Raw genomic sequence first — 22980 nt, forward strand, 5'->3', positions numbered from 1 at the left:
TCGATGCGCAAGACCGCTCTTGTTTCCGCCGCCTTGTTGTGCGGTGTCTTTTCCGTTGCCCATGCCGCCGACAACAACGCGGCGCCGTCTGCCACGGTGAGCGTGCCGGCGGTGGTTCCTTTCGCGCAGGATGCGGTGATCGCGGGTGCGGTCAAGCGCGAGTGCCAGCTCGGCGAGAAGCTGTCCGGCTTCATCAAGAAGTACGGGCAGGAGAAGGGCGTGGCGGTGACGCAGGTGGCGTCGGTTGGCGCCGGTTCGGCGGGCCGCGCGCTGGTGCTGGAGATCACCGACTCGGTGGCCGACGGCAACGCGTTCCTCGGCCACCACACCTACACCACGGTAAAGGGCCGGCTCTACCAGGACGGCACCGAGGTCGGCCATTTCATCGGGCGGCGCAATTCGATGGGCGGCGCGTTCGGCGGCTTCAAGGGCAACTGCTCGGTGCTCGGGCGAACGGTCAAGGCGCTCGGTGAAGACATTGCCGGCTGGCTGGCCCGGCCCGGCAAGGACGACATGCTCGGCGATCTGGAGTAACCGTTCGGCCTGGCCATCGCCGCACGGGGCGATGGCCGCCTGCCGGATCAGCCAGCGGACTCGTCGACCACGAGCGGCACACCACGCGAGCGACGATAGCTGCGGATCACGTGGCCGTAGTGGATCACCCGGCCGATCGTGTAAGTGGTGATGCGGGTGACGTCGCGCACCGGCTTGAGGTGGCTGGGGCGGAACGTGCCGTGGTAACGCGAGGCGATCGGCACCGAGACCACTCCAAGCCGCTGTTCGCGCGAGGCGGCGATCAGGATCGCCGCCTCGAACACGAAATTCTCCGCCGGCAGGTCGACCAGCGCCAGCGCCGCGCGCGGGTACCAGCGCTGCCCGCTCTGGGTGTCGGCCACCGGCTGCGCGCAGGCCCAGGAGATGCCCCAGTCGGCCACCGCGTTGGCGCGGCGGCGACCCTTCGGCTGCTGCTCGCGGTCGAGCAGGCGCGCGCCGATCACGATGTGCTGCGGGTGGCGTTGCGCGGCGGCCACGATGCGCGGGATGTCGCTGGCCAGGTGCTGGCCGTCGCCATCCATGGTCAGCACGGCGTCGTAGCCCTGGCGCAGGGCCTCGCGGAAGCCGTGGCGCAGCGCCTCGCCCTTGCCGCGGCGCGTGTCGTGGCGCAGCAGGGTCACCGGCAGCGTGGCGGCGATCTCGGGCGTGCGGTCGTCCGAGCCGTCGTCGATCACGATCACCGGCGCGCCCAGCGCCAGCACGGACTCGACCACCGAGCGGATCGCGGCTTCCTCGTTGAGGCAGGGAATCAGCACGCACCAGCGTGCAGTGGCCATGTTCAAGTGACGTGCTCCATGTCGATGCGCAATCCCAGTGTAGCGGCGGCGGCCAGCCGGCAGTGGCCGCCGCCACCGGCGAGCAGGGCCAGCAGCGGCAGGCCCGCCGCCGACGGGTTGCCGGCGCGCCAGCTTGCCAGCGGCTCGGGCAGCGGCGGGTCGGGGGCCGTGCCCGGCTGCAGTGTGAGGTCGAGCCGGGCCAGCGTGGCCGGGCCGGCGTGCGGCGCCAGCACCAGCGCGCAGCCGAATGGCTGGTGGCAGGCGGTGACTTCGTTCAGCGGGCCGCTGCCGGCGGTATCGCTGCATACCAGCAGCACCGGGCGCTGCTCGGCCAGCACCTGGCTGGCGGCTTCGAGCAGGCCGGCACCGAAGCTGGCGTGCTGGGCACAGATCGCGGTGGACGGTGCGTGGCAGCCGGTGGCGATGGTCCAGTAGCCGACCGCGGCGTTGTGCACCGAATTGTGGAAGCGGGTCGGCGACAACTCCGCCGGTGCGCGCGCCAGGGTGGCGCACATGTAGTCGGTGATCGCCTGGTCGCCGTGCGAGGAGGCGAACACGCAGGCCAGCGTGGCGGCGTCGCGGCCGCTCATCGCCAGCGCCTGGCCCGCCGCCTCGATCGCCAGCAGCACGCTCTCCGGCGCGCGCCGGCGTTCGTTCGGCGGCAGCGTGGCGGCGGCCGGGCGTGGCGGCGGCGCGGGTGGCGTGGTGCCGGCCAGCAGCGCGCGCAGCGCGGCGAAGTCGGCCAGCGCCGGCGACCACAGGCCGACGCCTTCCACGCAAAAGCGCAGCGCGCTCATGCGGCGAACCCCGCGCGGGCGAACGCGAGGCAGGCGTTGTTACCGCCGAAGCCGAACGAGTTGCTGAGCGCCACGTCGACGCGCTGGCGCTCGCTGCGCCAGGCGAACTGCGCGCCGCAGATCGGATCGGGAGTGTTGCCGCCGAGGTTGCCCGGGATCAGGCCGTGCGCGATCGCCTGCAGCGCGACGGTCGCCTCGACGATGCCGGCGGCGCCCAGCGTGTGGCCGGTGTAGCCCTTGGTCGAACTGGCCCGCGTGCTGGCCGGGAACACGCGCGCCACCAGCGCCGCCTCCACTTCGTCGTTCTTCAGGCTGGCGGTGCCGTGCAGGTTGATGTAATCCACCCGCGCCGCGTCGAGGCCGCTGCGGGTCAGCGCGTCGCGCAGGGCCAGCTCGGCACCGAGGCCCTGCGGGTGTGGGGTGGACATGTGGTGCGCGTCGCTGGCCTCGCCGTAGCCGAGCAATCGCAGTGCGGCGGGCGCCACCTCCGCGCGTTCCAGCAGGGCGAAGCCGGCCGCCTCGCCGATCGAGATGCCGCTGCGCGCGGCGTCGAACGGGCGGCACGGCTCGGGCGACACCAGCTCCAGCGCGTTGAAGCCGAACAACACGCTGTCGCACAGGGTGTCCACGCCACCGACCACCGCCGCGTCGACCAGGCCGAGGCGCAGCATCCGCTCGGCGCTGGCGAACACCTTGGCGCTGGACGAGCAGGCGGTGGAGACGGTCAGGCACGGCCCTTCCAGCGCCAGCGCGGCGGCGACGAAGGCGGCCAGCGAATGCGGTGCGTGGATCGCCGGGCGCAGCAGGTCGTCGGCGAAGCCGCCGTCGGCATCGAGCCGGCGATAGGCTTCCTCGGTGGCGCCGATGCTGGCGGTGGACGTGCCCAGCAGCAGCGCGACGCGGTCGGCGCCGTAGCGTGCACGCGCCGCCCGCACGCGTTCGAGGAAGCCATCCTGGTTCAACCCCAGCCAGGCCAGGCGATTGTTGCGGCAATCCCAGGCGGCGAGCGCGGCGGGCAGCACGGTGTCTTCCACGCCCTCGACGCGGCCGATCCAGCAGGTCAGCGGCGCGCTGCCGATGTCGTTCGGGCGCAGGCCGCTGCGGGCGTGCTCGAGCGCGTCGAGCTGCGCCGCGAGGCCGCTGCCCATGGCGGAGGTGGCGGTGTACGCGGTGACCGCGAGCGGTGTCATCGGGGAAGGCATCGGGAAAGCGTAGCCGGCACCCCCGTGAATGCCTAGTCTGCGCGCGGCGGGCGTTCAGCCGCCGAACCGCCGCCGGCGGCGCGTTGCGGCTATGCTGACGCACCCCCGCTCCGCACTTCCCCGTGTTGCCGAATCCGTCCCCACCACGCAACCCCTGGCGCTACCTGCGCGACCGCGACGTGCAGCATGCCGCGCTGGTGACCGCGCTGGCGCTGGTGCTCAGCGCGGGCCTGGTCTGGCTGGGCTACCTGATCCACGTCTGCCGTGTCGCCATGCGCAGCCCGCTGGCACCGCCGCGGCGGATGGTGACGCTGGTGTTCGGCCGCCGGCTCGAGCGCGATGTGCCGGAACACGACTACCGGCAGCGACTGCGCCGTGCGCTGGCGCTGGCCGAGCAGCAGCAGACCGGTCACCTGCTGCTGCTCGGCGGCTGCAGCGGTGGCCAGTGCAGCGAGGCCGCTGCCGGCCACGCCTGGCTGCGGCTGCACAGACTGCCCGGCGAGGTGCAGGTGCAGCTGGAACAGGAGTCGGTCGACTCGCTGGAAAACCTGCGCCACGCGCGCCGCCTGCTGCTGGCCGAGGCCGGCGATGCCGGCCTGCCGCCGGTGGCGCTGGTGACCAGTCGCTACCACCTGGCGCGCTGCCTGCTGCTGGCGCGCCGGCTCGGTTTCGACGGCAATCCGGTCGCCGCCGAGCCGACGCTGCCGTGGCAGCGTCGCTACCTCGGCCTGCTGCTGCTCGAGGCCAGCTACCTGATGTGGATCGACCTGGGGCTGCGCTGGGCGGGGCTGATCGGGCACCGGCGGATGCGCGCGCGGATCAGCTGAGCGCCGCCTTGTGCGCCGCGCTGCCGCCCGGCAGACTGCACGGGCCGTGCGCTTTGCCGGCCTATCAGGGAGGAAACACGATGTCGCGTTCACGACTGTTGTTGCTGTTGCTGCTGCCCATGCTGTTGCTGACCATGGCGTTCCGCCAGACGCCGCTGGTCGACCCGCCGCCGATCGACGTGCCCGCCGGCCTGACCGCGGTGCAGGTGAGCAAGGCGGTCAAGGGCGCGCTGATCGGTCGTACCTGGGTCGTCACCGCCGAGCATGCCGACGGCATCGACGCGGCGCTGAACGGCAACGATTACCAGGCGAAGATCCACGTCGCCTTCGACACGCACCAGGTCAGGATCCGCTACGTCGACAGCACCAACCTGAAGTACAAGGTGAAGAAGGACGGCACGCGCCTGATCCATACCAACTACATGAACTGGATGCGCTACCTCAGTGGCGACATCGGCCGGGACCTGCAGCTGATTTCCGCCGGCGCCGAATCGATGCCGATGGCTTCGCCGGGCGGCTGATGCCGCGGCCATCCGCGACGACGACGGCCCCGCACGCGGGGCCGTCGTCGTTTCCGCGCGACGTCGCGCCGCCGCCGCGGTCGCCTTGCTAAGCTCGCCGCACCGAACCGATGAGCCAGACGATGAGCGAGCAAGCCAACCAGGCCGAAACCTTCCTGCGCGAACTGCAGGACCGCATCTGCAGCGCGATCGAGCGGGCCGACGGCGATGCGCGCTTCGCCGAGGACGCGTGGACGCGCGAGGCGGGCGGCGGCGGGCGCACCCGCGTGCTGCGCGGTGGCGCGGTGTTCGAGCAGGCCGGGGTGAATTTCTCGCGCGTGTCCGGTCATCAACTGCCGCCCAGCGCCACCGCGCACCGGCCGGAGCTGGCCGGCGGCAGCTTCATCGCCACCGGCGTGTCGCTGGTGCTGCACCCGAACAACCCGCACGTGCCGACCACCCACGCCAACGTGCGCTACTTCGAGGCCAGCAAGGAAGGCGTGGAGCCGGTGTGGTGGTTCGGCGGCGGCTTCGACCTCACCCCGTTCTATCCGGTGGACGATGACGTGCGGCATTGGCACACGGTGGCGCACGAGCTGTGCGCGCCGTACGGCGCGGACGTCTATCCGCGCTACAAGCAGTGGTGCGACGAGTACTTCTACCTGAAGCATCGCGACGAGACCCGCGGCGTCGGCGGCCTGTTCTACGACGACCTGAACGAGGGCGGCTTCGAGCGCTGCTTCGCGTTCACCCGCGACGTCGGCCAGGGTTTCCTCGATGCCTACCTGCCGATCGTGGCGCGCCGCAGGGACACGCCGTACGGCGAGCGCGAGCGCGAGTTCCAGCTGTACCGGCGCGGCCGCTACGTGGAGTTCAACCTGGTCTACGACCGCGGCACGCTGTTCGGCCTGCAGTCGGGCGGGCGCACCGAGTCGATCCTGATGAGCCTGCCGCCGCGCGTGCGCTTCGAGTACGCGTACCAGCCGGAAGCCGGATCGGCCGAAGCGAAGCTGGCCGAGTACCTGCAACCACGCGACTGGCTGGCGGCGCCGTTGTAGGAGCCCGCTGGCGGGCGATGCTCTTGTGCTTTCGCGTCGGGCATCCAGAGCAAGAGCATCGCCCGCCAGCGGGCTCCTACGTATGGTGTTACGGCGTGGCGCCGCTGAACTGCTCCGGCGTGGCGCCCTTCACCGGGCCGATCTGCGCGCTGTCGCTGACTTTCAGCACCACCTCGCGGCGGAACTCCAGGGTGCCCTGCACCACCGCGTGCGGGCCGATCACGATCACCGGCTTGCGCTCGCTGCCCCAGTGGAACCAGCCGTTGTTCGGCTTGTCGACCAGGATGCCGCCCTCGACGCGCGAGTCGGCGCCGATGGTGACGTCGCCGCCGACCGTGCCGACGCCGCCGGCGACGTGGGCGCCGTCCAGCACGATGGCGCCGTTGACGTTCTCCAGCCGGCCGCCGATCTCGGCGCCCGGGGCCAGGTGGATGCTGCCGTTGACCGCGTTCACCTTGCCGCTGACCCGGCTGGCGCGACCCAGGCTGATTGCGCCGTTGACCGTGCCCAGTTCGGTCGCCTGCGCCTTGTCGCCCAGCTCGACCTCGCCGTTGACGGTGCTGGCCTCGTGCACGCTGGCGCCGCCGGCGATGTGCACCGCCCCGTTCACCGTGCTGACGTCGCCGACCTGCTGGCCGGCCGCGACCTGCACCGAGCCGTTGACCTTGTCGATGTCGTTGTCGCCTGCGCTGGCCAGCGGCGGCAGGCCCAGGCCCAGCGCCAGCGCGGCGAGGATGAGGATCGTCGGGAAGCGACGCATGGCAGTCTCCTTGAGTCTTCAATGGATGGGTATACGCACTAGGATGCAGCCACCGGGCCAAGGGTTGGCCATGACCTGTGGCAGGGGCTGCATTTGACGCTGCCCGGGTCGACCGGCACCATTTCGCCTTTACATCTCATTGTTGGCGCCCCCATGCACAAGCTCGTCCTGATCCGCCACGGCCAATCGCAGTGGAACCTCGACAACCGTTTCAGCGGCTGGGCCGACGTCGACCTCACCGAGCAGGGCATGGCCGAGGCGCGCGAGGCCGGCCGCCTGCTGCGCGAAGGCGGCTATCATTTTGACGTGGCGCACACCTCGGTGCTCAAGCGTGCGGTGCGCACGCTGTGGGGCGTGCAGGACGCGATGGACCTGATGTGGATCCCGGTGCTTACCGACTGGCGCCTCAACGAGCGCCACTACGGCGGCCTCACCGGCCTGAACAAGGCCGAGACCGCTGCGAAATACGGCGAGGCGCAGGTGAAGATCTGGCGGCGCAGCTACGACATCCCGCCGCCGCCGCTGGAGCGCGCCGCGAACGAGTCGGTGCACGACCCGCGCTACGCGAAGCTCGACCCGAAGGACATCCCCGACACCGAGTGTCTGAAGGACACCGTGGCCCGCGTGTTGCCGTACTGGCATGAGGTGCTGGCGCCGGCGATCAAGGCCGGCCAGCGCGTGCTGGTGGCCGCGCATGGCAATTCGCTGCGCGCGCTGGTGAAGTACCTGGACGGCATCTCCGACCAGGCCATCGTCGAGCTGAACATTCCCAACGGCGTGCCGCTGGTGTACGAGTTCGACGACGAGCTCAAGCCGCTCAGGCACTACTACCTCGGCGACGCCGAGGCGATCGCGGCGAAGATGGCCGCGGTGGCCAACCAGGGCAAGGCGAAGTAGCAAGCGACCGGTGCGGGGCGGCATAGGGCAACGCGGGGCGGACGGTGTGCGCCGGCCCTTCGGTTCGCCGCCATGTGGCGGCCGAGGCGGCGGACGGTGTCTGTCTTGCGGGTATTCGCTGCGGCAACGGGTGACAAACGTCAGTCGCCCGCGCCGGGCGGCCGCACTAAGCTGGCGACCGGCTCTCCCATGGACCGCGCCATGCCTGCACATCTGACCAACTATCTCGTCATGTTGCCGATCCTCGCCTGGATGGTGTGGCGACGGGTCAGCCGGCAGTTCGGCCGCCAGCCGATCCGGCGCAAGCGGATGCTGTTCCGCATCGTGATGTTCGCGCTGATCGGCGGCCTGCTCGCGCTCAGCGGGCTGCACCGGCTTGCACTCGCCGAAGGCCTCGCCGGCGGTGTGTTGATCGGTGGCGCGATCGGCCTGCTCGGGCTGCGCCTGACCCGCTTCGAGGTCGATCCGGTCAAGGGCGACTGCTACGTGCCGAACCCGTGGATCGGCGCGCTGCTGACCGCGCTGCTGCTGGGCCGGCTGGCCTGGCGGATGCTGGTGGCGTGGCCGTCGATGCAGCAGGTGCCAGCCGACCCCGGCGCGATGCCGCCGATGGGCCATGCGCTCACGCCGCTGACCATGCTGGTGGTCGGTCTGCTGGTGGGCTACTACATCGCCTACTTCAGCGGTTTGCTGATCCATCACCGCCGGTTCCAGCGCGCCCACGCCGTGCCGTGAGCGGTTGCCGCGACGCGGCCGTTCAGCCGGGCAGGCGATCCGCCGGGGGCGGCGACGCGTGCTCGCGCAGCCAGCCGGCCACGTCCGCCGCCGGCAGCGGGTGGGCGATGTGGAAGCCCTGCACTTCGTCGCAAGCCATGCCGCGCACGGCTTCCAGTACGCGCCCGGTTTCCACCCCTTCCATCACCACGCGGAAACCCAGTTCGTGGGCCAGCGCCACCATCGAGCGCACCACCGCCGCGTCGTGCCGGCTGGCGTCGAGCCCGCACACCAGCGACTTGTCGATCTTCACGCAGCTGGCCGGCATCTGGCGCAGCGCGTCGAGGTTGCTGTAGCCGATGCCGAAATCGTCGATGGCGATGCCCACGCCGGCCTCGCGCAGTGCGGCCAGGTGGCAGCGGTTGGCGTCGCTGTGGCGCATCGCGGTGCTCTCGGTGAACTCCAGCTCCAGCCGCGCCAACGGCACCGCATGCCGCCGCGCCGCGGCGGTCAGGCGCGTCTCCAGGGTGGCGTCGAGGTCGGCGCTGGACACGTTCAGCGACAGCTGCACGTCGAGCCCGTCGCGCAACCATGCGGCCAGTTGCGCCAGGCCGTGGTCGAGCACCCAGTCGGTCAGCGAACGCATCAGCCCGGCCTGCTCGGCGAGCGGCACGAACACGCCGGGCGGCACCGCGCCGAGCGTGGGGTGGCGCCAGCGCGCCAGCGCCTCCAGCGCCACGCAGCGACCACTGGCCAGCTGCACGCGCGGCTGGTAGTGCAGTTCCAGCTCGGCGCGCTCGGACAGCGCGGCGGCCAGCTCGGTGACCAGGAAGAAATCCTGCCGCTGCCGTTCGTCCTGCGTGCGGTCGTACACGGCCCAGCCGCGCACGCTGTCCTGGGCGACGTGGGCGGCGTTCATCACGCGCCGCAGCGGGTCGCCGCCGCGCAGTTCGTGCGCCTCGACCTTGAGCAGGCCCACGCCGGGCTGCAGGGTGAGCGGCACGCCGAGGCAGTCGATCGGCTCGCGCAGCAGGGCCACGAATTCATCCAGGCGCGCCGGCAGCAGCTCGTCGTGCGGGTGCGCGGGCAGCAGTGCCAGGCGCGCCGTGCCGACCTGGTAGAGCTGCATGCCCGGCGTCATCCACGCCTGCACCCGCGCCGCCACCGCGTGCATCAGCGCGTCGGCGTAGCTGTGCCCCATGGCCCGCACGAAGGCGTTGAAGCGCGCCACCGGCGCCACCTCGACGGCGAGCAGCCAGGCGGTGTCGTCCGCGCCCGGCAGGTGCGTGTGCAGGTCGGCGAAGAACGCATTGCGGTGCGGCAGCCCGGTCGCCGGGTCGGTGCGGTCCAGGTAGTGGCGCAGCGCCGCGCCGGTGCCGGCCAACGAGGCGGCGTCGCGCAGCGCGTTGCGTTCGCCGGCGTGGAGCGGGGGATGCGGGCGCCGGTCCACGGCAAACAGCGCGCCCAGCAACTGGCCGTCCAGCGCGAACACCGGCTCGCAGGCGAAGAAGCCGATGGCGGCGTGCGCCGGGTCGGCGTCGGCCGGCAGGAAACGCGCGTCGCCGCGCGCGTCGGGCACCACCTCGGCGACGCCGCGGCGCGTGGCCTGCCGGCAGGCGGCCAGCAGCATGCCGTCCAGGCGGATCGGGTCGCCGTGGCCGGGCGGGGTGTACCAGAACGCACTGCCGTCGGCCAGCAGCAGCGCCACCAGCGGCGTGCCCAGCGTGGTGGCTGCCAGCCGCGCCACGGCGTCGAAACCGGGCAGGGCATGCGGTTCGGCGTCGCCGGCCGGCCACGCGATGCCGGCGCCCGCGCGGGAACCCGCGAGCGATCCCTGCGTCATCTTCATCGTCCCCTCCCGTGCGCGACAGCGTGCTGCCAGCGGTTGCAGGCTACTGCGGCGGTGGCGGGGGAGCAATGCGCCGGTGGCAGATCACTCGGGCCGATGCTCCAGCGCCAGGTAGGCCTCGCTCTGCATCTCGATCAGGCGCGATTCGGTGCGGCCGAACTCGGCGCGCAGGCGTTCGCCGTCGTACAGCTCGGTGATCGACGCGGCGGCGGTGAGCACCAGCTTGACGTGGCGGTCGTAGAACTCGTCGACCAATTGCACGAAGCGCTTCGCCGCGTCCTCGCTGTAGACGGTGAATTGCGGGACGTTGGCGACGATCACCGTCGGCCCGGCCTTGGCCAGCGCGATGTAGTCGGCCACCGCGCGCGGGCCTTCGCACAGCGCGGCGAACTCGAACCAGACGATCTCGTCGTCGCGCTTGACGAACGGAATGTCGCGACCGTTGACGTGCAGGTTGCCGTTTTCCTGCACGGCGCCGCGGGCCTGGCTGGCGAAGATGCGCTCCAGCGCGCGATGCGCCTCGGCGCCGGGCGGGGTGAGGTAGACCGGCGCCTGGGTCAGCGCGCGCAGGCGCCAGTCGTGCGCGGAGGCCATCTCGACCACGTGGCAATGTTGCTCGATCAGCGCGATCGCGGGCAGGAAGCGGGCGCGCTGCAGGCCGCCCTTGTACAGGTTGGCCGGCGCGGTGTTCGAGGTGGTGACCAGGGTCACGCCGCGCGCGAACAGCGCGTCGAGCAGGCCCGAGAGGATCATCGCGTCGCCGATGTCGTTGACCAGGAACTCGTCCAGGCACAGCACGCGGCAGCGCGCGGCGAGGCCGGCGGCCACCTCGACCAGCGGGCTCTGCCGCTCGCCCAGCGCGCGCAGGTGCTCGTGCACCTCACCCATGAAGCGGTGGAAGTGCCGGCGCAGCACCACGCCGTGCGGCAGGCTGGCGGCGAACAGGTCCATCAGGAAGGTCTTGCCGCGGCCCACCGTGCCCCACAGGTACAACCCCGGCACGGCCGCCGGCGGCTCGTTGCCGAGCAGCGATTTCAGCCGGCCGAGCAGGCCGTTGCCGTTCGACGGTTCGGCGCACAGTGCCGCATGCATGCGGTCGAATTCCGGCAGCAGCGCCAGCTGGGTCGGGTCGGACTCCCAGCGGTGCGCGGCGACGCCTTCGAGATAGCGCGCCGTGGGCGCCAGCGAGGGTTCACTCATGGGACGGACAGGTCTTGGCAGGGAGTGGCCGGTGCGCCTCAGGCATGCCGCTTCGGCGGCAACCAGCCGTGCACCGCATGCTTGATCGCGCCGCGCAGGTCCATCAGCCGGCGGTGGAAGAAGTGGCTGGTCTCGGGCATGCGCACCAGCTCGGGCCGGTGTGCCAGCGTCTCGACCCAGTCGAATACCGCCTGCGGCTCGACGATCTCGTCGGCCTCGCCCTGCACGATCAGCCATGGGCAGCGCGGCAACTCGACCGCGTCGAACGGCCAGCGCCCGACCGGTGGCGCGATGCTGACCAGCGCGTCGGCGTGCAGGCGCACCGCGTTGGCGATGCTCACGTAACTGCCGAACGAGAAGCCGGCCAGCCACAGCGCGTCGTCCGGGCGCATGCGACGCACCCAGGCCACCACCGCGGCCAGGTCGTCGCCTTCGCCGCGGCCCTTGTTGTAGTCGCCCTGCGACTCGCCGGCGCCGCGGAAGTTGAAGCGCACGGTGTCCAGCCCGGATTCGCGCAGCGCGCGCTCGGCCATCGTCACCACCTTGTTGTGCATGCTGCCGCCCTCGATCGTGAGCGGGTGGCAGATCACCGCCACGCCGCGGCGCGCGCAGGCCGCTTCGGCGACGTCGCTGATCGCCTCCAGCTTGCCGGCGGGGCCGTCGAGCATGAAACTGGCGGCCACATCCGGAAAGCCGGCAGGTGCGGTGGAGAGCTCGGTGGGAGTCATGCCCGTGATGATAACCGCCGGACGCATCGGTTGCCGCGGGCGGCGCCGATGAACCACCTGGCGCACGCGCTGCTGGCCGGCGACGACGAAGCCCTGCAGCTGGGCGGGATGCTGGGCGATTTCGTGCGTGGCCCGCCGGACGCGGTCCTGTTCCCGCCGCGGGTGATCGCCGGGATTCGCCTGCACCGGGCGATCGATGCGTACACCGACGCCCATCCCGAGGTGCTCGCGGCCAAGGTGCTGCTGCCCCCGCCGTACCGCCGCTACGCGGGGATCCTGCTGGACATGTGGTTCGACCGCTGCCTGGCGCGGGATTTTCCGCAGTGGAGCGCGCAGCCGCTGGCGGAGTATTCGCTGGCCCTGCGCGCGCTGCTGTGGCGGCAGGACGCCTTGTTGCCGCCGGCGCTGCGGCGCTTCCGCGGCTACATGGAGACGCATGGCCTGCCGGCGGCGTACACCGACGACGCCGTGTTCGGCGACGCGCTGGGCGGCATCGGGCAGCGCCTGAGCCGCGCCAACCCGCTGGCCTCGGCGTTGCCGGTACTGCAGCGGCGGGAAGCGGAACTGCAGGGGCGCTTCAAGGCGTTCTTTCCGGAGCTGCGGGAGTTCGCGCGGGCGTGGGTCGAGGAGCATGCGGAGTGAGTTTGCCTCCTTCCCGCGCGAAGCCAGGGAAGGGGAAAACGAAAACGCTGCCCAGGGTGGCTTTGGTTTTTGTTTTGGTGGAGCGGGCGGAGCCCCGTACCCTCTCCCCAACCCTCTCCCGAGGGGAGAGGGGGCAAACGAAAACGCCGCCTGGAGGGCGGCGTTTGGCGAAAGCTTGTTGGATCAGGCGAAGTTACTTCGCCTGATCGGTCAGCCAGTGCACGGCGTTGGTCATCTGTTCGGTGGTGAGCGCCGGGTTGCCGCCCTTGGGCGGCATGAAATTGCCGTCCGGGCCGTGGTAGCCCTCGATCGCGTGCTTGACCAGGGTGTCGATGCCCTGCGCCAGGCGCGGACCCCACATGGCCTTGTCGCCGGTCTTCGGCGCGCCGGCGACGCCGGAGGCGTGGCAGCTGGTGCACAGGTGGTCGTAGATCGCCTTGCCGTCGGTGGTGCCGCCGTAGGCGACCTGCGAGGCGGCCGCCTTGGCGGCGGCGTCGGCGGCGGCCTGCATGGCGGCGCGGCCGGTGTTGCCGGCGTAGACGGCGCCGTCCGGCGCGAGCCGCGCGGCAACGCGGGCCGGCTGGTTCGGGTTGGTTTCCTTCGGCTCGTGCTCGTGGATCGCCAGCGCCGCGAGGATCAGCACCACGGTCAGCACGACCAGGCCGCCGATCATGATCGAAAACTGGCGCAAGACGCTCTGGTCGGATTTGCTCATGGAACCGCTCACGCACGTACTCCTGTCAGAGGGCGGCGGAACGCCACGATGGCTCCGACCTGCCTGGATAGTCTGTTGCTGTCGCACCGGTCCGATGCAGGCGCCCCGGCATGGCTCGCCGCGAGTGAGTGCACGGCGCGGATCGTGCTTGCCGTCCGCGCCCGGTTCGGGGCAGGGCAGGCAACCAGTCGGCGATTATAAACGAAGCGCGTGACAAGTTTCAGGCCCCCCGTGGCGACCTGTGGCGACGGAAGGGTGGTCGCGGCCGCCCGTCCGGCGCCTGCGAATGGCCGTGCGGCGGGCGTCGCCCCTGCCATCGGTCATGCCGCACCCCTGTCAACCGGCATTGTTCAAGTTCGTTCAACTGCCCCTATGCTTGCCCTACCTTGAGCTACATGCCGGCATGGCCCGGCGCGTGTCCGTGGTTTCGCAGAGGCGTGCGGCGCGCCGCGTGCCGGTGGTGCCGCACCGTTCAATCCAGGAGTTTTACATGTCGCGTTTTTGGAAGATCGCGTTGATCGTCGTTGCCGTGATCGTGGTGGCCGCGGTGGGCTTTCGCCTGCTGCACAAGCCGGTCCCGGCCGGTTCCGCGCCGGCGTCGGCTGCCGCCAAGAACAAGGACGGCAAGGACGAGACGCCGCCGGTGCCGGTCACCGTGGTGCCGGTGGTCAAGCAGAACGTGCCGGTCTACCTGACCGCGCTCGGCACGGTGCAGGCGCTCAACACGGTCACCGTGAACCCGCAGGTGGGCGGCCAGCTGCTCAGCCTGGAGTTCACCGAAGGCCAACCGGTGAAGAAGGGCCAGCTGCTGGCGCAGATCGACCCGCGCACCTACCAGGCCGCCTACGACCAGGCTGCGGCGAAGCAGCGCCAGGACCAGGCGCTGCTGGAGACGGCCAAGAGCAACCTGACGCGCAGCCAGGATCTGGCCGCCAAGGGCTACATTTCCAGGCAGGATCTGGACACCTTGCGCAACACCGCCGCGCAGTACGAGGCTGCAGTGGCCGCCGACGCGGCCAACGTGCGCGACAGCCAGGTGCAGCTGAACTACACCCGCGTGCTGTCGCCGATCGACGGCCTTGCCGGCATCCGCGCGGTCGACCCCGGCAACGTGGTCACCACCGCCAGCGCGATCGTCACGCTGACCCAGCTGCACCCGATCAACGTGATGTTCACCCTGCCCGAGCAGAACCTCGACATGGTGCGCCGCGCCGCCGCGAAGGACGGCACCGGGCTGCAGGTGACCGCGCTGGACCGCACCGACGCGCACCCGATCGCCAACGGCGGCGTGCTCAAGGTGGTCGACAACCAGATCGACACCAGCACCGGCACGTTCCGCCTGAAGTCGGAGTTCCCGAACGCGAACAACGAGCTGTGGCCGGGCCAGTTCGTCAACGTGCGGCTGCTGGTGAACACCGTCGACGGCGGTCTGGTGATCCCGGCGCAGGCGGTGCAGCGCGGGCCGGACGGCGACTACGTCTACCAGGTGCAGGCCGACAGTACGGTCAAGATGCGGCCGGTGACGGTGGCCGGCGAAGTGGGCGACAGCCACGTGATGATCGGCAATGGCCTCCAGGCCGGCGAGCGGGTGGTCACCGAGGGCCAGTTCCGGCTGAAGCCGGGCAGCAAGGTCAACGCGCTGAAGCCCGGCGAGGTGCCGGCAGCGCCGACCGCGGCCGAACTGGAGAAGGCCAAGCAGAACAGCAAGGGTGGCGGTCGCCGTCGCGGCTGAGCGGCCGCGTGCCGATCGCCGCCACACCAACGCGGCCGCGTGAACCCGGCCGCGTCCCGGCCATGATCGCGGCGGAAACCGCACTTACACGTCACGGATAGCCATGGGATTCTCGACCCTCTTCATTAGCCGCCCGATCGCCACCTCGCTGCTGATGGTGGCGGTGCTGCTGCTCGGCATTCTCGGCTACCGCCAGCTGCCGGTGTCCGCCTTGCCGGAGATCGAGGCGCCCAGCCTGGTGGTCAGCACGCAGTACCCGGGCGCCAGCGCCAGCACCATGGCGGCGCTGATCACCACGCCGCTGGAGCGCAACCTGGGGCAGATCTCCGGACTCACCATGATGAGCTCGGATTCCTCCGCCGGGCTGTCCACGATCATCCTGCAGTTCTCGATGGACCGCGACATCGACATCGCCGCGCAGGACGTGCAGGCGGCGATCAACCAGGCCAAGGGCACGCTGCCGGGCAACCTGCCGTACCCGCCGGTGTACAACCGGGTCAACCCGGCCGACGCGCCGATCCTCACCCTGAAACTCACTTCCGACAGCCGCCAGCTGCGCGAGGTGAACGACCTGGCCGATTCGATCATCGCGCAGAAGCTGTCGCAGGTGCAGGGCGTGGGCCTGGTCTCGATCGCCGGCAACGTGCGCCCCGCGGTGCGCGTGCAGGTGAACCCGGCGCAACTGTCCAACCTCGGCCTGACCATGGAAGACGTGCGCAGTGCGTTGACCCAGGCCAACGTCAACGCGCCCAAGGGCACGCTGAACGGCAAGACGCAGAGCTACTCGATCGGCACCAACGACCAGCTGAGCGACGCGGCCGAGTACAAGAACACCATCATCAGCTACAAGAACAACTCGCCGGTGCGCCTGTCCGACGTGGCGAACGTGGTCGACGGCGTGGAGAACGACCAGCTCGCCGCATGGGCGAACGGCCAGCCGGCGGTGCTGCTGGACGTGCGCCGCCAGCCCGGCGCGAACATCGTGCAGACGGTGGAGCAGATCCGCCGCGTGCTGCCCGAGCTGCGCGCGGCGCTGCCGGCCGACGTGCACCTGGACGTGTTCGCCGACCGCACGGTGACTATCCGCGCCTCGGTGCACGACGTGGAGTTCACCCTGATCCTCACCGTGTTCCTGGTGATCGGCGTGATCTTCGTGTTCCTGCGCCGGCTGTGGGCCACCATCATCCCGTCGGTGGCGGTGCCGCTGTCGCTGATGGGCACGTTCGGCGTGATGGCGTTCACCGGCATGTCGCTGGACAACCTCTCGCTGATGGCACTGACCGTGGCCACCGGCTTCGTGGTGGACGATGCGATCGTGATGATCGAGAACATCGTGCGCTACATCGAGCAGGGCAAGGACGGCAAGGAGGCGGCCGAGGTCGGCGCGAAGGAGATCGGCTTCACCGTGCTGTCGCTGACCGTGTCGCTGGTGGCGGTGTTCCTGCCGCTGCTGCTGATGCCCGGCGTCACCGGCCGGCTGTTCCACGAATTCGCCTGGGTGCTGACCATCGCGGTGACCATCTCGATGCTGGTGTCGCTGACCCTGACCCCGATGATGTGCGCCTACCTGCTCAAGCCCGACCAGCTGCCGGAGGGCGACGACGCGCACGAGCGGCACGCGGCGGCCGGCAAGCGCACGGTGTGGTCGCGCACGGTCAGCCTGTACGAAAGCTCGCTGGACTGGGTGCTCGACCACCAGCGCCTGACCATGCTGGTGGCCGGCGCCGCGGTGGTGCTCACCGTGTTCCTGTACATCGTGATCCCCAAGGGCCTGCTGCCCGAGCAGGACACCGGCCTGATCACCGGCGTGGTGCAGGCCGACGACAACATCGCGTTCCCGCAGATGGAGGACCGCACCAAGGCGGTCGCCGAGGCGCTGCGCAAGGACCCGGCGGTGGCCGGTGTGGCCGCCTTCATCGGCGCCGGCACCATCAACCCCACGCTCAACCAGGGCCAGCTCTCGATCGTGTTGAAGGACCGCGGCGACCGCGCCGGCCTGGATGCGCTGCTGCCGCGGCTGCAGCACGCGGTCGCCGGCATTCCCGGCGTGGCGCTGTACCTGAAGCCGGTGCAGGACGTGACCCTGGACAGCCGCGTGGCCGCCACCGAATACCAGTATTCGCTGTCTGCGGTGAAGTCGTCGGAGCTGGCCGGCTACGCCAGCCAGATGACCCAGGCGATGCGCCAGCGGCCGGAGCTGGCCGACGTGGACAACAACCTGGCCGACAACGGCAACGCGCTCAAGCTGACCATCGACCGCGAGAAGGCCAGCCGCCTCGGCGTGCCGGTGCAGACCATCGACGACACCTTGTACGACGCGTTCGGCCAGCGCCAGATCTCCACCATCTTCACCCAGTTGAACCAGTACCGCGTGGTGCTGGAGGTGGCGCCGGAGTTCCGCAGCAGCGACGACCTGCTGACCAAGCTCACCGTGCGCGGCAACGGCAACGGCGCGCTCACCGGCTCGAACGCGACCAGCTTCGGCCAGCTGAAGTCAAGCAACTCGGCCACGCCCTCGGGCATCGGCAACACCGGCAACATCGGCTTCGAGATCGGCGCCGGCGGCAGCATCCCGCTGTCCTCGCTGGTCAGCGCGCAGATCACCAGCGCGCCGCTGGTGGTCAGCCACCAGCAGCAGCTGCCGGCGGTGACGCTGGCGTTCAACGTGGCGCCGGGCTACTCGCTGTCCGATGCGGTGGCGGCGATCCACCAGGTCGAGGCGCAGCTGAACTTCCCGCCGCAGATCCGCGGCGAGTTCGTCGGCAAGGCGGCCGAGTTCACCTCCTCGCTGGGCGACGAAGTACTGTTGCTGCTGGCTGCGATCGTGGTGATCTACATCGTGCTGGGCGTGCTGTACGAGAGCTACATCCACCCGCTGACGATCATCTCCACGCTGCCCCCAGCCGGCGTCGGCGCGCTGCTGGCGCTGATCCTGTGCGGCATGAGCCTGTCGGTGGATGGCATCGTCGGCATCGTGCTGTTGATCGGCATCGTGAAGAAGAACGCGATCATGATGATCGACTTCGCGATCGAGGCGCGCCGCACCGGCCTCAACGCGCGCGAGGCGATCCGCCGCGCCTGCCTGCTGCGCTTCCGCCCGATCATGATGACCACCGCCGCGGCCATGCTCGGCGCGTTGCCGCTGGCGCTGGGCAACGGCATCGGCGCCGAGCTGCGCCGGCCGCTGGGCGTGTCGATCGTGGGCGGCCTGCTGCTGTCGCAGCTGGTCACGCTGTACACCACGCCGGTGATCTACCTGTACATGGAGCGTTTCTCCGACTGGCTGGCCGAACGCCGCGAGCGGCGCGCGCTGGCCCAGGCCCAGGCCAGCAACGCGGCGTGACTGGCAGCGCCCGACGTCCCGGCCAGAAGCACCCCCTCCCAACCTCCCCCTGCTGTGCAGGGGGAGGAGCCGTGCTTTGCTCCCTCCCCTGCTCGCAGGGGAGGGTCGGGGTGGGGTCGCTCTTCGCGCCGCCGCGCGATCAACCTTTTCGTGGCCCGCGCGTTGAGGATGGGATGATCAGCCCGCTTCGCCCATCCCCGCTTTCGTCGATCGCATGAACCTCTCCGGCACCTTCATCCGTCGCCCGATCGGCACCTCGCTGCTGGCGATCGGCCTGTTCGTGGGCGGCATGATCGGCTACTTCCTGCTCGGCGTGGCGGCGCTGCCGAACATGCAGTTCCCGGCGATCTTCGTGCAGGCCAGCCAGGCCGGCGCGGACGCCAGCACGATGGCGTCGACCGTGGCCGCGCCGCTGGAACGGCACCTGGGCCAGGTGCCGGGCATCGAGATGATGCGCTCGTCCAGCTCCGAAGGGCGCACCTTCGTCTTCATGATGTTCCGCACCGGTACCGACCTGGACGCTGCCGCGCGCGACGTGCAGGCGGCGATCAACGCGGCGGCGCCGGACCTGCCCAACGGTCTCAGCGGCGCGCCCAGCTACCAGAAGGCGAACCCGAACGACGACCCGATCATCGCGCTGGCGCTGACCTCGGACACGCAGTCGGCGGCCGACCTGTACAACCTGTCCGACACCCTGCTGGCGCAGCGGCTGCGCCAGCTGCCGGGCGTGTCGTCGGTGGAGATCGCCGGCGCTGCCACACCGGCGATCCGCGTCGACGTGAACCTGCGCGCGCTGAACGCGATGGGGCTGTCGCCCGACCAGCTGCGCAACGCGCTGAGCGCGGCCAACCTGACTTCGCCGGAGGGCTTCCTGTCCAACGGCAAGACCACCATGGCGATCAGCGCCACCACCCAGCTGCACAGCGCCGAGGACTTCGCCCGGCTGGTGGTGGCCAGCCGCAACGGCACGCCGGTGCGGTTGTCCGACGTGGCCAAGGTCTACGCCGGCCAGCAGGACGCCTACCAGGCCGCCTGGTTCCACGGCAAGCCGGCCGTGCTGATGTACGTCTACAAGAAGGCCGACGCGAACATCATCGCCACCGTCGACCTGGTCAAGCAGCAGCTGCCGGCGCTGCGCGGCTACCTGCCGCCGGCCACCGCGCTGACTCCGTTCTTCGACGGCACCCCGACCATCCGCGCCTCGCTGCACGAGGTGCAGGCCACGCTGCTGATCTCGCTGGCGATGGTGATCGTGGTGATGGCGCTGTTCCTGCGCCGGCTGGCACCCACCCTGATCGCCGCGGCGGCGGTGCCGCTGTCGCTGGCCGGCGCGTTCGTGGTGATGTACATCCTCGACTACACGCTGAACAACCTCACCCTGCTGGCGCTGGTGATCGCGATCGGCTTCGTGGTCGACGACGCCATCGTGGTGATCGAGAACATCATCCGCCATCTGGACGCGGGCATGACGCGCCTGCAGGCGACCCTGGCCGGCGCGCGCGAGATCGGCTTCACCATCGTCTCGATCACCGCCTCGCTGATCGCGGTGTTCATCCCGCTGCTGTTCGCCGGCGGCGTCACCGGCATGTTCATGCACGAGTTCGCGGTGACCCTGGTGGCGGCGATCGTGGTCTCCGCGCTGGTCTCGCTGACCCTGACCCCGGCGCTGTGCGGGCGCTTCCTCGGCGGGCATGCGGCGGAGCAAGCGGCGCCGCCGTCGCGGCTGGCCCGCGCGCTGGACGGGTTCCACACCGGCATGCTGCGGGTCTACACCCGCGCGCTGAATTTCTCGTTGCGCCACGCGCTGGCGTTCTCGCTGACCCCGCTGGCGCTGATCGTGGCCACCTTCTACCTGTTCGGTGTGGTCAAGGCTGGCCTGTTCCCCGCGCAGGACACCGGCCTGATCTGGGGCCGCGCCAGTTCCAGTGCTACCGTCTCGTTCGGCGAAAGCCGGCAGCGGCTGGAGCGGCTCACCGCGATGCTGATGGCCGACCCCGACGTGGCCGCCGTGGGTTCGCGCCTGGGCAGCAGCCGGCAGGGCACCAGCGGCTCGTTCAACATCGACCTGAAGACCCGCGCCGAAGGCCGCCAGGACGACACCTTCGCGGTGCTCGCGCGGCTCAGCGCGAAGGCCGCGAACTACCCCGACCTCAACCTGCGCCTGCGCCCGGTGCAGGACCTGCCCAGCGGCGGTGGCGGCGGCACCAGCCAGGGCGCGCAGTACCAGGTCTCGCTGCAGGGCAACGACCTGGCCAGCCTGCAGCAGTGGCTGCCGAAACTGCAGACCGAGCTGAAGAAGAACCCCAAGCTGCGCGACGTCGGCACCGACGTCGACGAGGCCGGCCTGCGCCAGAACATCGTGATCGACCGCGACAAGGCCGCGCGCCTGGGCGTGTCGATCGGCGCCATCGACGGCGCGCTGTACGACGCCTTCGGCCAGCGCCAGGTGTCCACCATCTACTCGGACATCAACCAGTACCAGGTGGTGGTCAACGCGCTGCCCGAACAGACCGCCACGCCGGAGGCGCTCAACCGCATCTACGTGCGCTCCGGCAGCGGGAAAATGATCCCGATCACCGCGTTCGCGAAGCAGCAGCCGGGGCTGGCGCCCTCGCAGATCACCCACGAAAACCAGTACACCACGATGGACCTGAGCTTCAACCTCGCGCCCGGCGTGAGCATGGGCGAGGCGATGGCGGTGATCCAGGCCACCGTGAAGAACATGCGCATGCCCGGCGACATCCGCGTGCAGATGGGCAACGACTTCCGCCGCTTCCAGCAGTCGCAGAGCGGCATGGGCTGGCTGATCCTGGCCGCCGTGCTCACCGTCTACATCGTGCTCGGCATGCTGTACGAGAACCTGATCCACCCAATCACCATCCTGTCCACCCTGCCGGCCGCCGGCGTGGGCGCGCTGCTGGCGCTGTGGATCACCGGCACCGAGCTGTCGGTGGTGGCGCAGATCGCGCTGGTGCTGTTGATCGGCATCGTCAAGAAGAACGCGATCATGATGATCGACTTCGCCCTGGTCGCCCAGCGCGAACACGGCAAGAGCCCGCTGGAAGCCGCACGTGAAGCCTGCACGGTGCGCTTCCGCCCGATCATGATGACCACCATGGTCGCCATCCTCGCCGCGCTGCCGATCGCGATCGGCCTGGGCGAAGGCAGCGAACTGCGCCGCCCGCTCGGCATCGCCCTGATCGGCGGCCTGCTGATCTCGCAAAGCCTCACCTTGCTCAGCACCCCGGCGCTGTACGTGGTGTTCTCGTGCCTCGCCGAGCGGCGCAAAACGTGGTGGGCGCGGCGGCAGGGGCGCAAGCCCATGGTGGTCCGCCCGGGTATCGGCTGATCCGGATGCCTGCCGCACGAGATCCGGCTGAACGCTACGCCAGAACGCTCACAGGCCGTTAACCGCGAGGCGGTTATCACGAACTTCCTGTTCCGGACGGAGTTGCGTGCGATGGGCAACGAGACCCCCAGGGCGGATTTTTCCAATGTGCAGGGTGGGGTGAAATCCACCGCGCCGGATGCGCCACCCAAGGCGGATTTCGGCAACGTGCAGTCGCAGGTCGGCTCCACCGCCGACCGACCCGCCACCTATACCGTGGTGGCCGGCGACAACCTGACGAAGATCGCGAAACACTTCTACGGCGACGCGAATGCATGGAAGGCGGTCTTCGACGCCAACCGCGACCAGCTTTCCGATCCGGACCGGATCAGGGTCGGCCAGGTCCTGAAGATTCCCGCCAAATCCTGAAGCAGGAGGTACCTCCATGAAGATGACTCGCCAACCCTTGATCCTTGCCGCATTGCTGGCCGCGACGGTGGTGCTGGGCGCCTGCGGCAAGAAAGACAACGAATCGGCGGCGCCGGCGCCGTCCACGGCACCGCCTCCGGCGGCAACGGCCATGACGCCCGCCACCCCACCGGCGCCTGCGCCGGCCGCCACCGCACCGATGGCGATGAACAACGGTGCGCCATTGGCCGTCACGGTCGGCGCGGTGGAGCTGGGCTCCACGGTCGACGCCAACCACAAGATCCTCGCCAGCGGCACCAGCTTCGCGCCGAAGGACACCATCTACGCCTCGGTCGACACCGGCGGCAGCGGTACCGCCACGCTGGCGGCGAAATGGACCTACCAGGATGGCCAGGTGGTGCACGAGGACAGCAAGACGCTCAATGCGATGGGTCCGGAGACCACCGCCTTCATGATCAGCAAGCCCGACGGTTTCCCGGCCGGCAACTACAAGGTGGACATCTCGCTGGACGGCAAGCAGGTCGCCAGCAAGGATTTCACGGTCAAATAAGTTGCGAGAAGGCACAGAGGCGTGAGTAAAGCGCGACCCCGCCGCGCTTTACTCACGCACTAGCGCATATACGCCGCGTCTGCCTGGAACCGCGGTCCGCCCGTGTGCGGGAGAACTGCTCGACCATAACCGCGTAGCTGGCGCGGAATGGCGTTATCCGGTTGGGTGAGAGTCTTGCTTGGCTTATTCTGTGAGGCCGCAGCTCTTCGCTGCGGATCACGCGCAGCCGAAGGTCATGGAGAGCGGCGTACCTGCCCAGCTTCAATGAGGCCGCAGCTCTTCGCTGCGGATCACAAGCAGCGCGCGAAGGTAGCCGAATGGCTCACCGGGCTTCAATGAGGCCGCAGCTCTTCGCTGCGGATCACCTTGACCGGCATC

At 70.0% G+C, this 22980-nt stretch carries 20 protein-coding genes; 12 read left to right on the plus strand and 8 right to left on the minus strand.

Annotated features, from left to right (window positions below):
• Nucleotides 1-3 precede the first annotated feature (3 nt).
• Complete coding sequence (locus RHOOR92_RS0112275; protein WP_027490347.1) at nt 4-534, plus strand: hypothetical protein; 531 nt, start codon at nt 4-6, stop codon at nt 532-534.
• Between the two features lie 47 nt (nt 535-581).
• On the opposite strand, the gene RHOOR92_RS0112280 is transcribed toward RHOOR92_RS0112275, so the two are convergent.
• From RHOOR92_RS0112280 to RHOOR92_RS0112290, 3 genes are read right to left on the minus strand one after another with little or no spacing between them, the layout of a single operon-like run.
• A complete protein-coding gene (locus RHOOR92_RS0112280; RefSeq protein ID WP_037115410.1) occupies nt 582-1331 on the minus strand; it encodes a glycosyltransferase family 2 protein in 750 nt (249 codons plus the stop codon).
• A 2-nt stretch (nt 1332-1333) separates the two neighbouring features.
• The gene (locus RHOOR92_RS0112285; protein WP_027490348.1) at nt 1334-2128 is read right to left on the minus strand and encodes a beta-ketoacyl synthase chain length factor; all 795 of its coding nucleotides are present in this window, start codon (nt 2126-2128) and stop codon (nt 1334-1336) included.
• Nucleotides 2125-3318: a beta-ketoacyl-[acyl-carrier-protein] synthase family protein gene (locus tag RHOOR92_RS0112290; RefSeq protein WP_037115412.1), complete on the minus strand. Its 1194-nt coding sequence runs from the start codon at nt 3316-3318 to the stop codon at nt 2125-2127. The genes RHOOR92_RS0112285 and RHOOR92_RS0112290 overlap by 4 nt, the downstream gene beginning before the upstream one ends.
• Nucleotides 3319-3452: 134 nt before the next feature.
• Here RHOOR92_RS0112290 and RHOOR92_RS0112295 point away from each other — a divergent pair, with 134 nt between their 5' ends.
• From RHOOR92_RS0112295 to hemF, 3 genes are all read left to right on the plus strand, one after another.
• Nucleotides 3453-4157: a YdcF family protein gene (locus tag RHOOR92_RS0112295; protein WP_007512358.1), complete on the plus strand. Its 705-nt coding sequence runs from the start codon at nt 3453-3455 to the stop codon at nt 4155-4157.
• Between the two features lie 80 nt (nt 4158-4237).
• Nucleotides 4238-4678 (plus strand): hypothetical protein, encoded by a 441-nt coding sequence (locus tag RHOOR92_RS0112300; RefSeq protein ID WP_015449068.1) that lies wholly within the window; start codon nt 4238-4240, stop codon nt 4676-4678.
• A 122-nt stretch (nt 4679-4800) separates the two neighbouring features.
• The gene (gene hemF, locus RHOOR92_RS0112310; protein WP_027490350.1) at nt 4801-5715 is read left to right on the plus strand and encodes an oxygen-dependent coproporphyrinogen oxidase; all 915 of its coding nucleotides are present in this window, start codon (nt 4801-4803) and stop codon (nt 5713-5715) included.
• An 88-nt stretch (nt 5716-5803) separates the two neighbouring features.
• Here the strand turns inward: hemF and RHOOR92_RS0112315 are convergent, their stop codons facing one another.
• Nucleotides 5804-6475, minus strand: a complete 672-nt coding sequence (locus RHOOR92_RS0112315) for a hypothetical protein (RefSeq protein ID WP_007512351.1) — start codon at nt 6473-6475, stop codon at nt 5804-5806.
• A gap of 153 nt (nt 6476-6628) precedes the next feature.
• On the opposite strand from RHOOR92_RS0112315, the gene gpmA reads away from it, so the two are divergent.
• Together gpmA and RHOOR92_RS0112325 are read left to right on the plus strand one after the other, a co-directional pair.
• Entirely contained in the window at nt 6629-7372 is a 744-nt protein-coding gene (gene gpmA, locus RHOOR92_RS0112320; protein WP_007512349.1) for a 2,3-diphosphoglycerate-dependent phosphoglycerate mutase, read from the plus strand.
• A gap of 201 nt (nt 7373-7573) precedes the next feature.
• Nucleotides 7574-8107, plus strand: coding sequence for a hypothetical protein (locus tag RHOOR92_RS0112325; protein ID WP_015449064.1), 534 nt, complete (start codon nt 7574-7576; stop codon nt 8105-8107).
• A gap of 22 nt (nt 8108-8129) precedes the next feature.
• Here RHOOR92_RS0112325 and RHOOR92_RS0112330 read toward each other — a convergent pair whose 3' ends face one another.
• The 3 genes from RHOOR92_RS0112330 to RHOOR92_RS0112340 form a co-directional block, all read right to left on the minus strand.
• On the minus strand, nt 8130-9935 hold the full coding sequence (locus tag RHOOR92_RS0112330; RefSeq protein WP_027490351.1) for a sensor domain-containing phosphodiesterase: 1806 nt from the start codon (nt 9933-9935) through the stop codon (nt 8130-8132).
• 84 nt (nt 9936-10019) lie between these two features.
• Complete coding sequence (zapE, locus tag RHOOR92_RS0112335) at nt 10020-11135, minus strand: cell division protein ZapE (RefSeq protein ID WP_027490352.1); 1116 nt, start codon at nt 11133-11135, stop codon at nt 10020-10022.
• A 38-nt stretch (nt 11136-11173) separates the two neighbouring features.
• A complete protein-coding gene (locus RHOOR92_RS0112340) occupies nt 11174-11863 on the minus strand; it encodes an alpha/beta fold hydrolase (protein ID WP_027490353.1) in 690 nt (229 codons plus the stop codon).
• A 48-nt stretch (nt 11864-11911) separates the two neighbouring features.
• Here RHOOR92_RS0112340 and RHOOR92_RS0112345 point away from each other — a divergent pair, with 48 nt between their 5' ends.
• Nucleotides 11912-12505 carry an ACP phosphodiesterase gene (locus RHOOR92_RS0112345; RefSeq protein WP_027490354.1) on the plus strand — a complete coding sequence of 198 codons (594 nt, stop codon included), beginning with the start codon at nt 11912-11914 and terminating at the stop codon, nt 12503-12505.
• A 193-nt stretch (nt 12506-12698) separates the two neighbouring features.
• Here RHOOR92_RS0112345 and RHOOR92_RS0112350 read toward each other — a convergent pair whose 3' ends face one another.
• Nucleotides 12699-13220 (minus strand): c-type cytochrome, encoded by a 522-nt coding sequence (locus RHOOR92_RS0112350; RefSeq protein ID WP_027490355.1) that lies wholly within the window; start codon nt 13218-13220, stop codon nt 12699-12701.
• Nucleotides 13221-13710: 490 nt separating this feature from the next.
• Between RHOOR92_RS0112350 and RHOOR92_RS0112355 the strand changes: the two genes are divergently transcribed.
• From RHOOR92_RS0112355 to RHOOR92_RS0112375, 5 genes are all read left to right on the plus strand, one after another.
• A complete protein-coding gene (locus RHOOR92_RS0112355; protein WP_027490356.1) occupies nt 13711-14952 on the plus strand; it encodes an efflux RND transporter periplasmic adaptor subunit in 1242 nt (413 codons plus the stop codon).
• Nucleotides 14953-15055: 103 nt separating this feature from the next.
• The gene (locus RHOOR92_RS0112360; RefSeq protein ID WP_027490357.1) at nt 15056-18295 is read left to right on the plus strand and encodes an efflux RND transporter permease subunit; all 3240 of its coding nucleotides are present in this window, start codon (nt 15056-15058) and stop codon (nt 18293-18295) included.
• A 214-nt stretch (nt 18296-18509) separates the two neighbouring features.
• Nucleotides 18510-21644, plus strand: coding sequence for an efflux RND transporter permease subunit (locus tag RHOOR92_RS0112365; RefSeq protein WP_027490358.1), 3135 nt, complete (start codon nt 18510-18512; stop codon nt 21642-21644).
• A 111-nt stretch (nt 21645-21755) separates the two neighbouring features.
• Nucleotides 21756-22052, plus strand: a complete 297-nt coding sequence (locus RHOOR92_RS0112370) for a LysM peptidoglycan-binding domain-containing protein (RefSeq protein WP_007512329.1) — start codon at nt 21756-21758, stop codon at nt 22050-22052.
• Nucleotides 22053-22068: 16 nt separating this feature from the next.
• On the plus strand, nt 22069-22602 hold the full coding sequence (locus RHOOR92_RS0112375) for a hypothetical protein (protein ID WP_007512327.1): 534 nt from the start codon (nt 22069-22071) through the stop codon (nt 22600-22602).
• Nucleotides 22603-22980: the final 378 nt, after the last annotated feature.

Origin of the sequence: Rhodanobacter sp. OR92 (assembly GCF_000427545.1) — a bacterium.
In the GTDB taxonomy this organism is placed as follows: domain Bacteria; phylum Pseudomonadota; class Gammaproteobacteria; order Xanthomonadales; family Rhodanobacteraceae; genus Rhodanobacter; species Rhodanobacter denitrificans.

Bases quoted from the DNA above. Each gene is read 5' to 3' on its own strand.
- RHOOR92_RS0112325 (WP_015449064.1), top strand. From the start codon at position 7,574: ATGCCTGCACATCTGACCAACTATCTCGTCATGTTGCCGATCCTCGCC.
- gpmA (WP_007512349.1), top strand. From the start codon at position 6,629: ATGCACAAGCTCGTCCTGATCCGCCACGGCCAATCGCAGTGGAACCTC.
- RHOOR92_RS0112365 (WP_027490358.1), top strand. From the start codon at position 18,510: ATGAACCTCTCCGGCACCTTCATCCGTCGCCCGATCGGCACCTCGCTG.
- RHOOR92_RS0112280 (WP_037115410.1), bottom strand. From the start codon at position 1,331: ATGGCCACTGCACGCTGGTGCGTGCTGATTCCCTGCCTCAACGAGGAA.
- zapE (WP_027490352.1), bottom strand. From the start codon at position 11,135: ATGAGTGAACCCTCGCTGGCGCCCACGGCGCGCTATCTCGAAGGCGTC.
- RHOOR92_RS0112370 (WP_007512329.1), top strand. From the start codon at position 21,756: ATGGGCAACGAGACCCCCAGGGCGGATTTTTCCAATGTGCAGGGTGGG.
- RHOOR92_RS0112285 (WP_027490348.1), bottom strand. From the start codon at position 2,128: ATGAGCGCGCTGCGCTTTTGCGTGGAAGGCGTCGGCCTGTGGTCGCCG.
- RHOOR92_RS0112340 (WP_027490353.1), bottom strand. From the start codon at position 11,863: ATGACTCCCACCGAGCTCTCCACCGCACCTGCCGGCTTTCCGGATGTG.
- RHOOR92_RS0112300 (WP_015449068.1), top strand. From the start codon at position 4,238: ATGTCGCGTTCACGACTGTTGTTGCTGTTGCTGCTGCCCATGCTGTTG.
- hemF (WP_027490350.1), top strand. From the start codon at position 4,801: ATGAGCGAGCAAGCCAACCAGGCCGAAACCTTCCTGCGCGAACTGCAG.
- RHOOR92_RS0112350 (WP_027490355.1), bottom strand. From the start codon at position 13,220: ATGAGCAAATCCGACCAGAGCGTCTTGCGCCAGTTTTCGATCATGATC.
- RHOOR92_RS0112330 (WP_027490351.1), bottom strand. From the start codon at position 9,935: ATGAAGATGACGCAGGGATCGCTCGCGGGTTCCCGCGCGGGCGCCGGC.
- RHOOR92_RS0112375 (WP_007512327.1), top strand. From the start codon at position 22,069: ATGAAGATGACTCGCCAACCCTTGATCCTTGCCGCATTGCTGGCCGCG.
- RHOOR92_RS0112315 (WP_007512351.1), bottom strand. From the start codon at position 6,475: ATGCGTCGCTTCCCGACGATCCTCATCCTCGCCGCGCTGGCGCTGGGC.
- RHOOR92_RS0112275 (WP_027490347.1), top strand. From the start codon at position 4: ATGCGCAAGACCGCTCTTGTTTCCGCCGCCTTGTTGTGCGGTGTCTTT.
- RHOOR92_RS0112355 (WP_027490356.1), top strand. From the start codon at position 13,711: ATGTCGCGTTTTTGGAAGATCGCGTTGATCGTCGTTGCCGTGATCGTG.
- RHOOR92_RS0112290 (WP_037115412.1), bottom strand. From the start codon at position 3,318: ATGACACCGCTCGCGGTCACCGCGTACACCGCCACCTCCGCCATGGGC.
- RHOOR92_RS0112345 (WP_027490354.1), top strand. From the start codon at position 11,912: ATGAACCACCTGGCGCACGCGCTGCTGGCCGGCGACGACGAAGCCCTG.
- RHOOR92_RS0112360 (WP_027490357.1), top strand. From the start codon at position 15,056: ATGGGATTCTCGACCCTCTTCATTAGCCGCCCGATCGCCACCTCGCTG.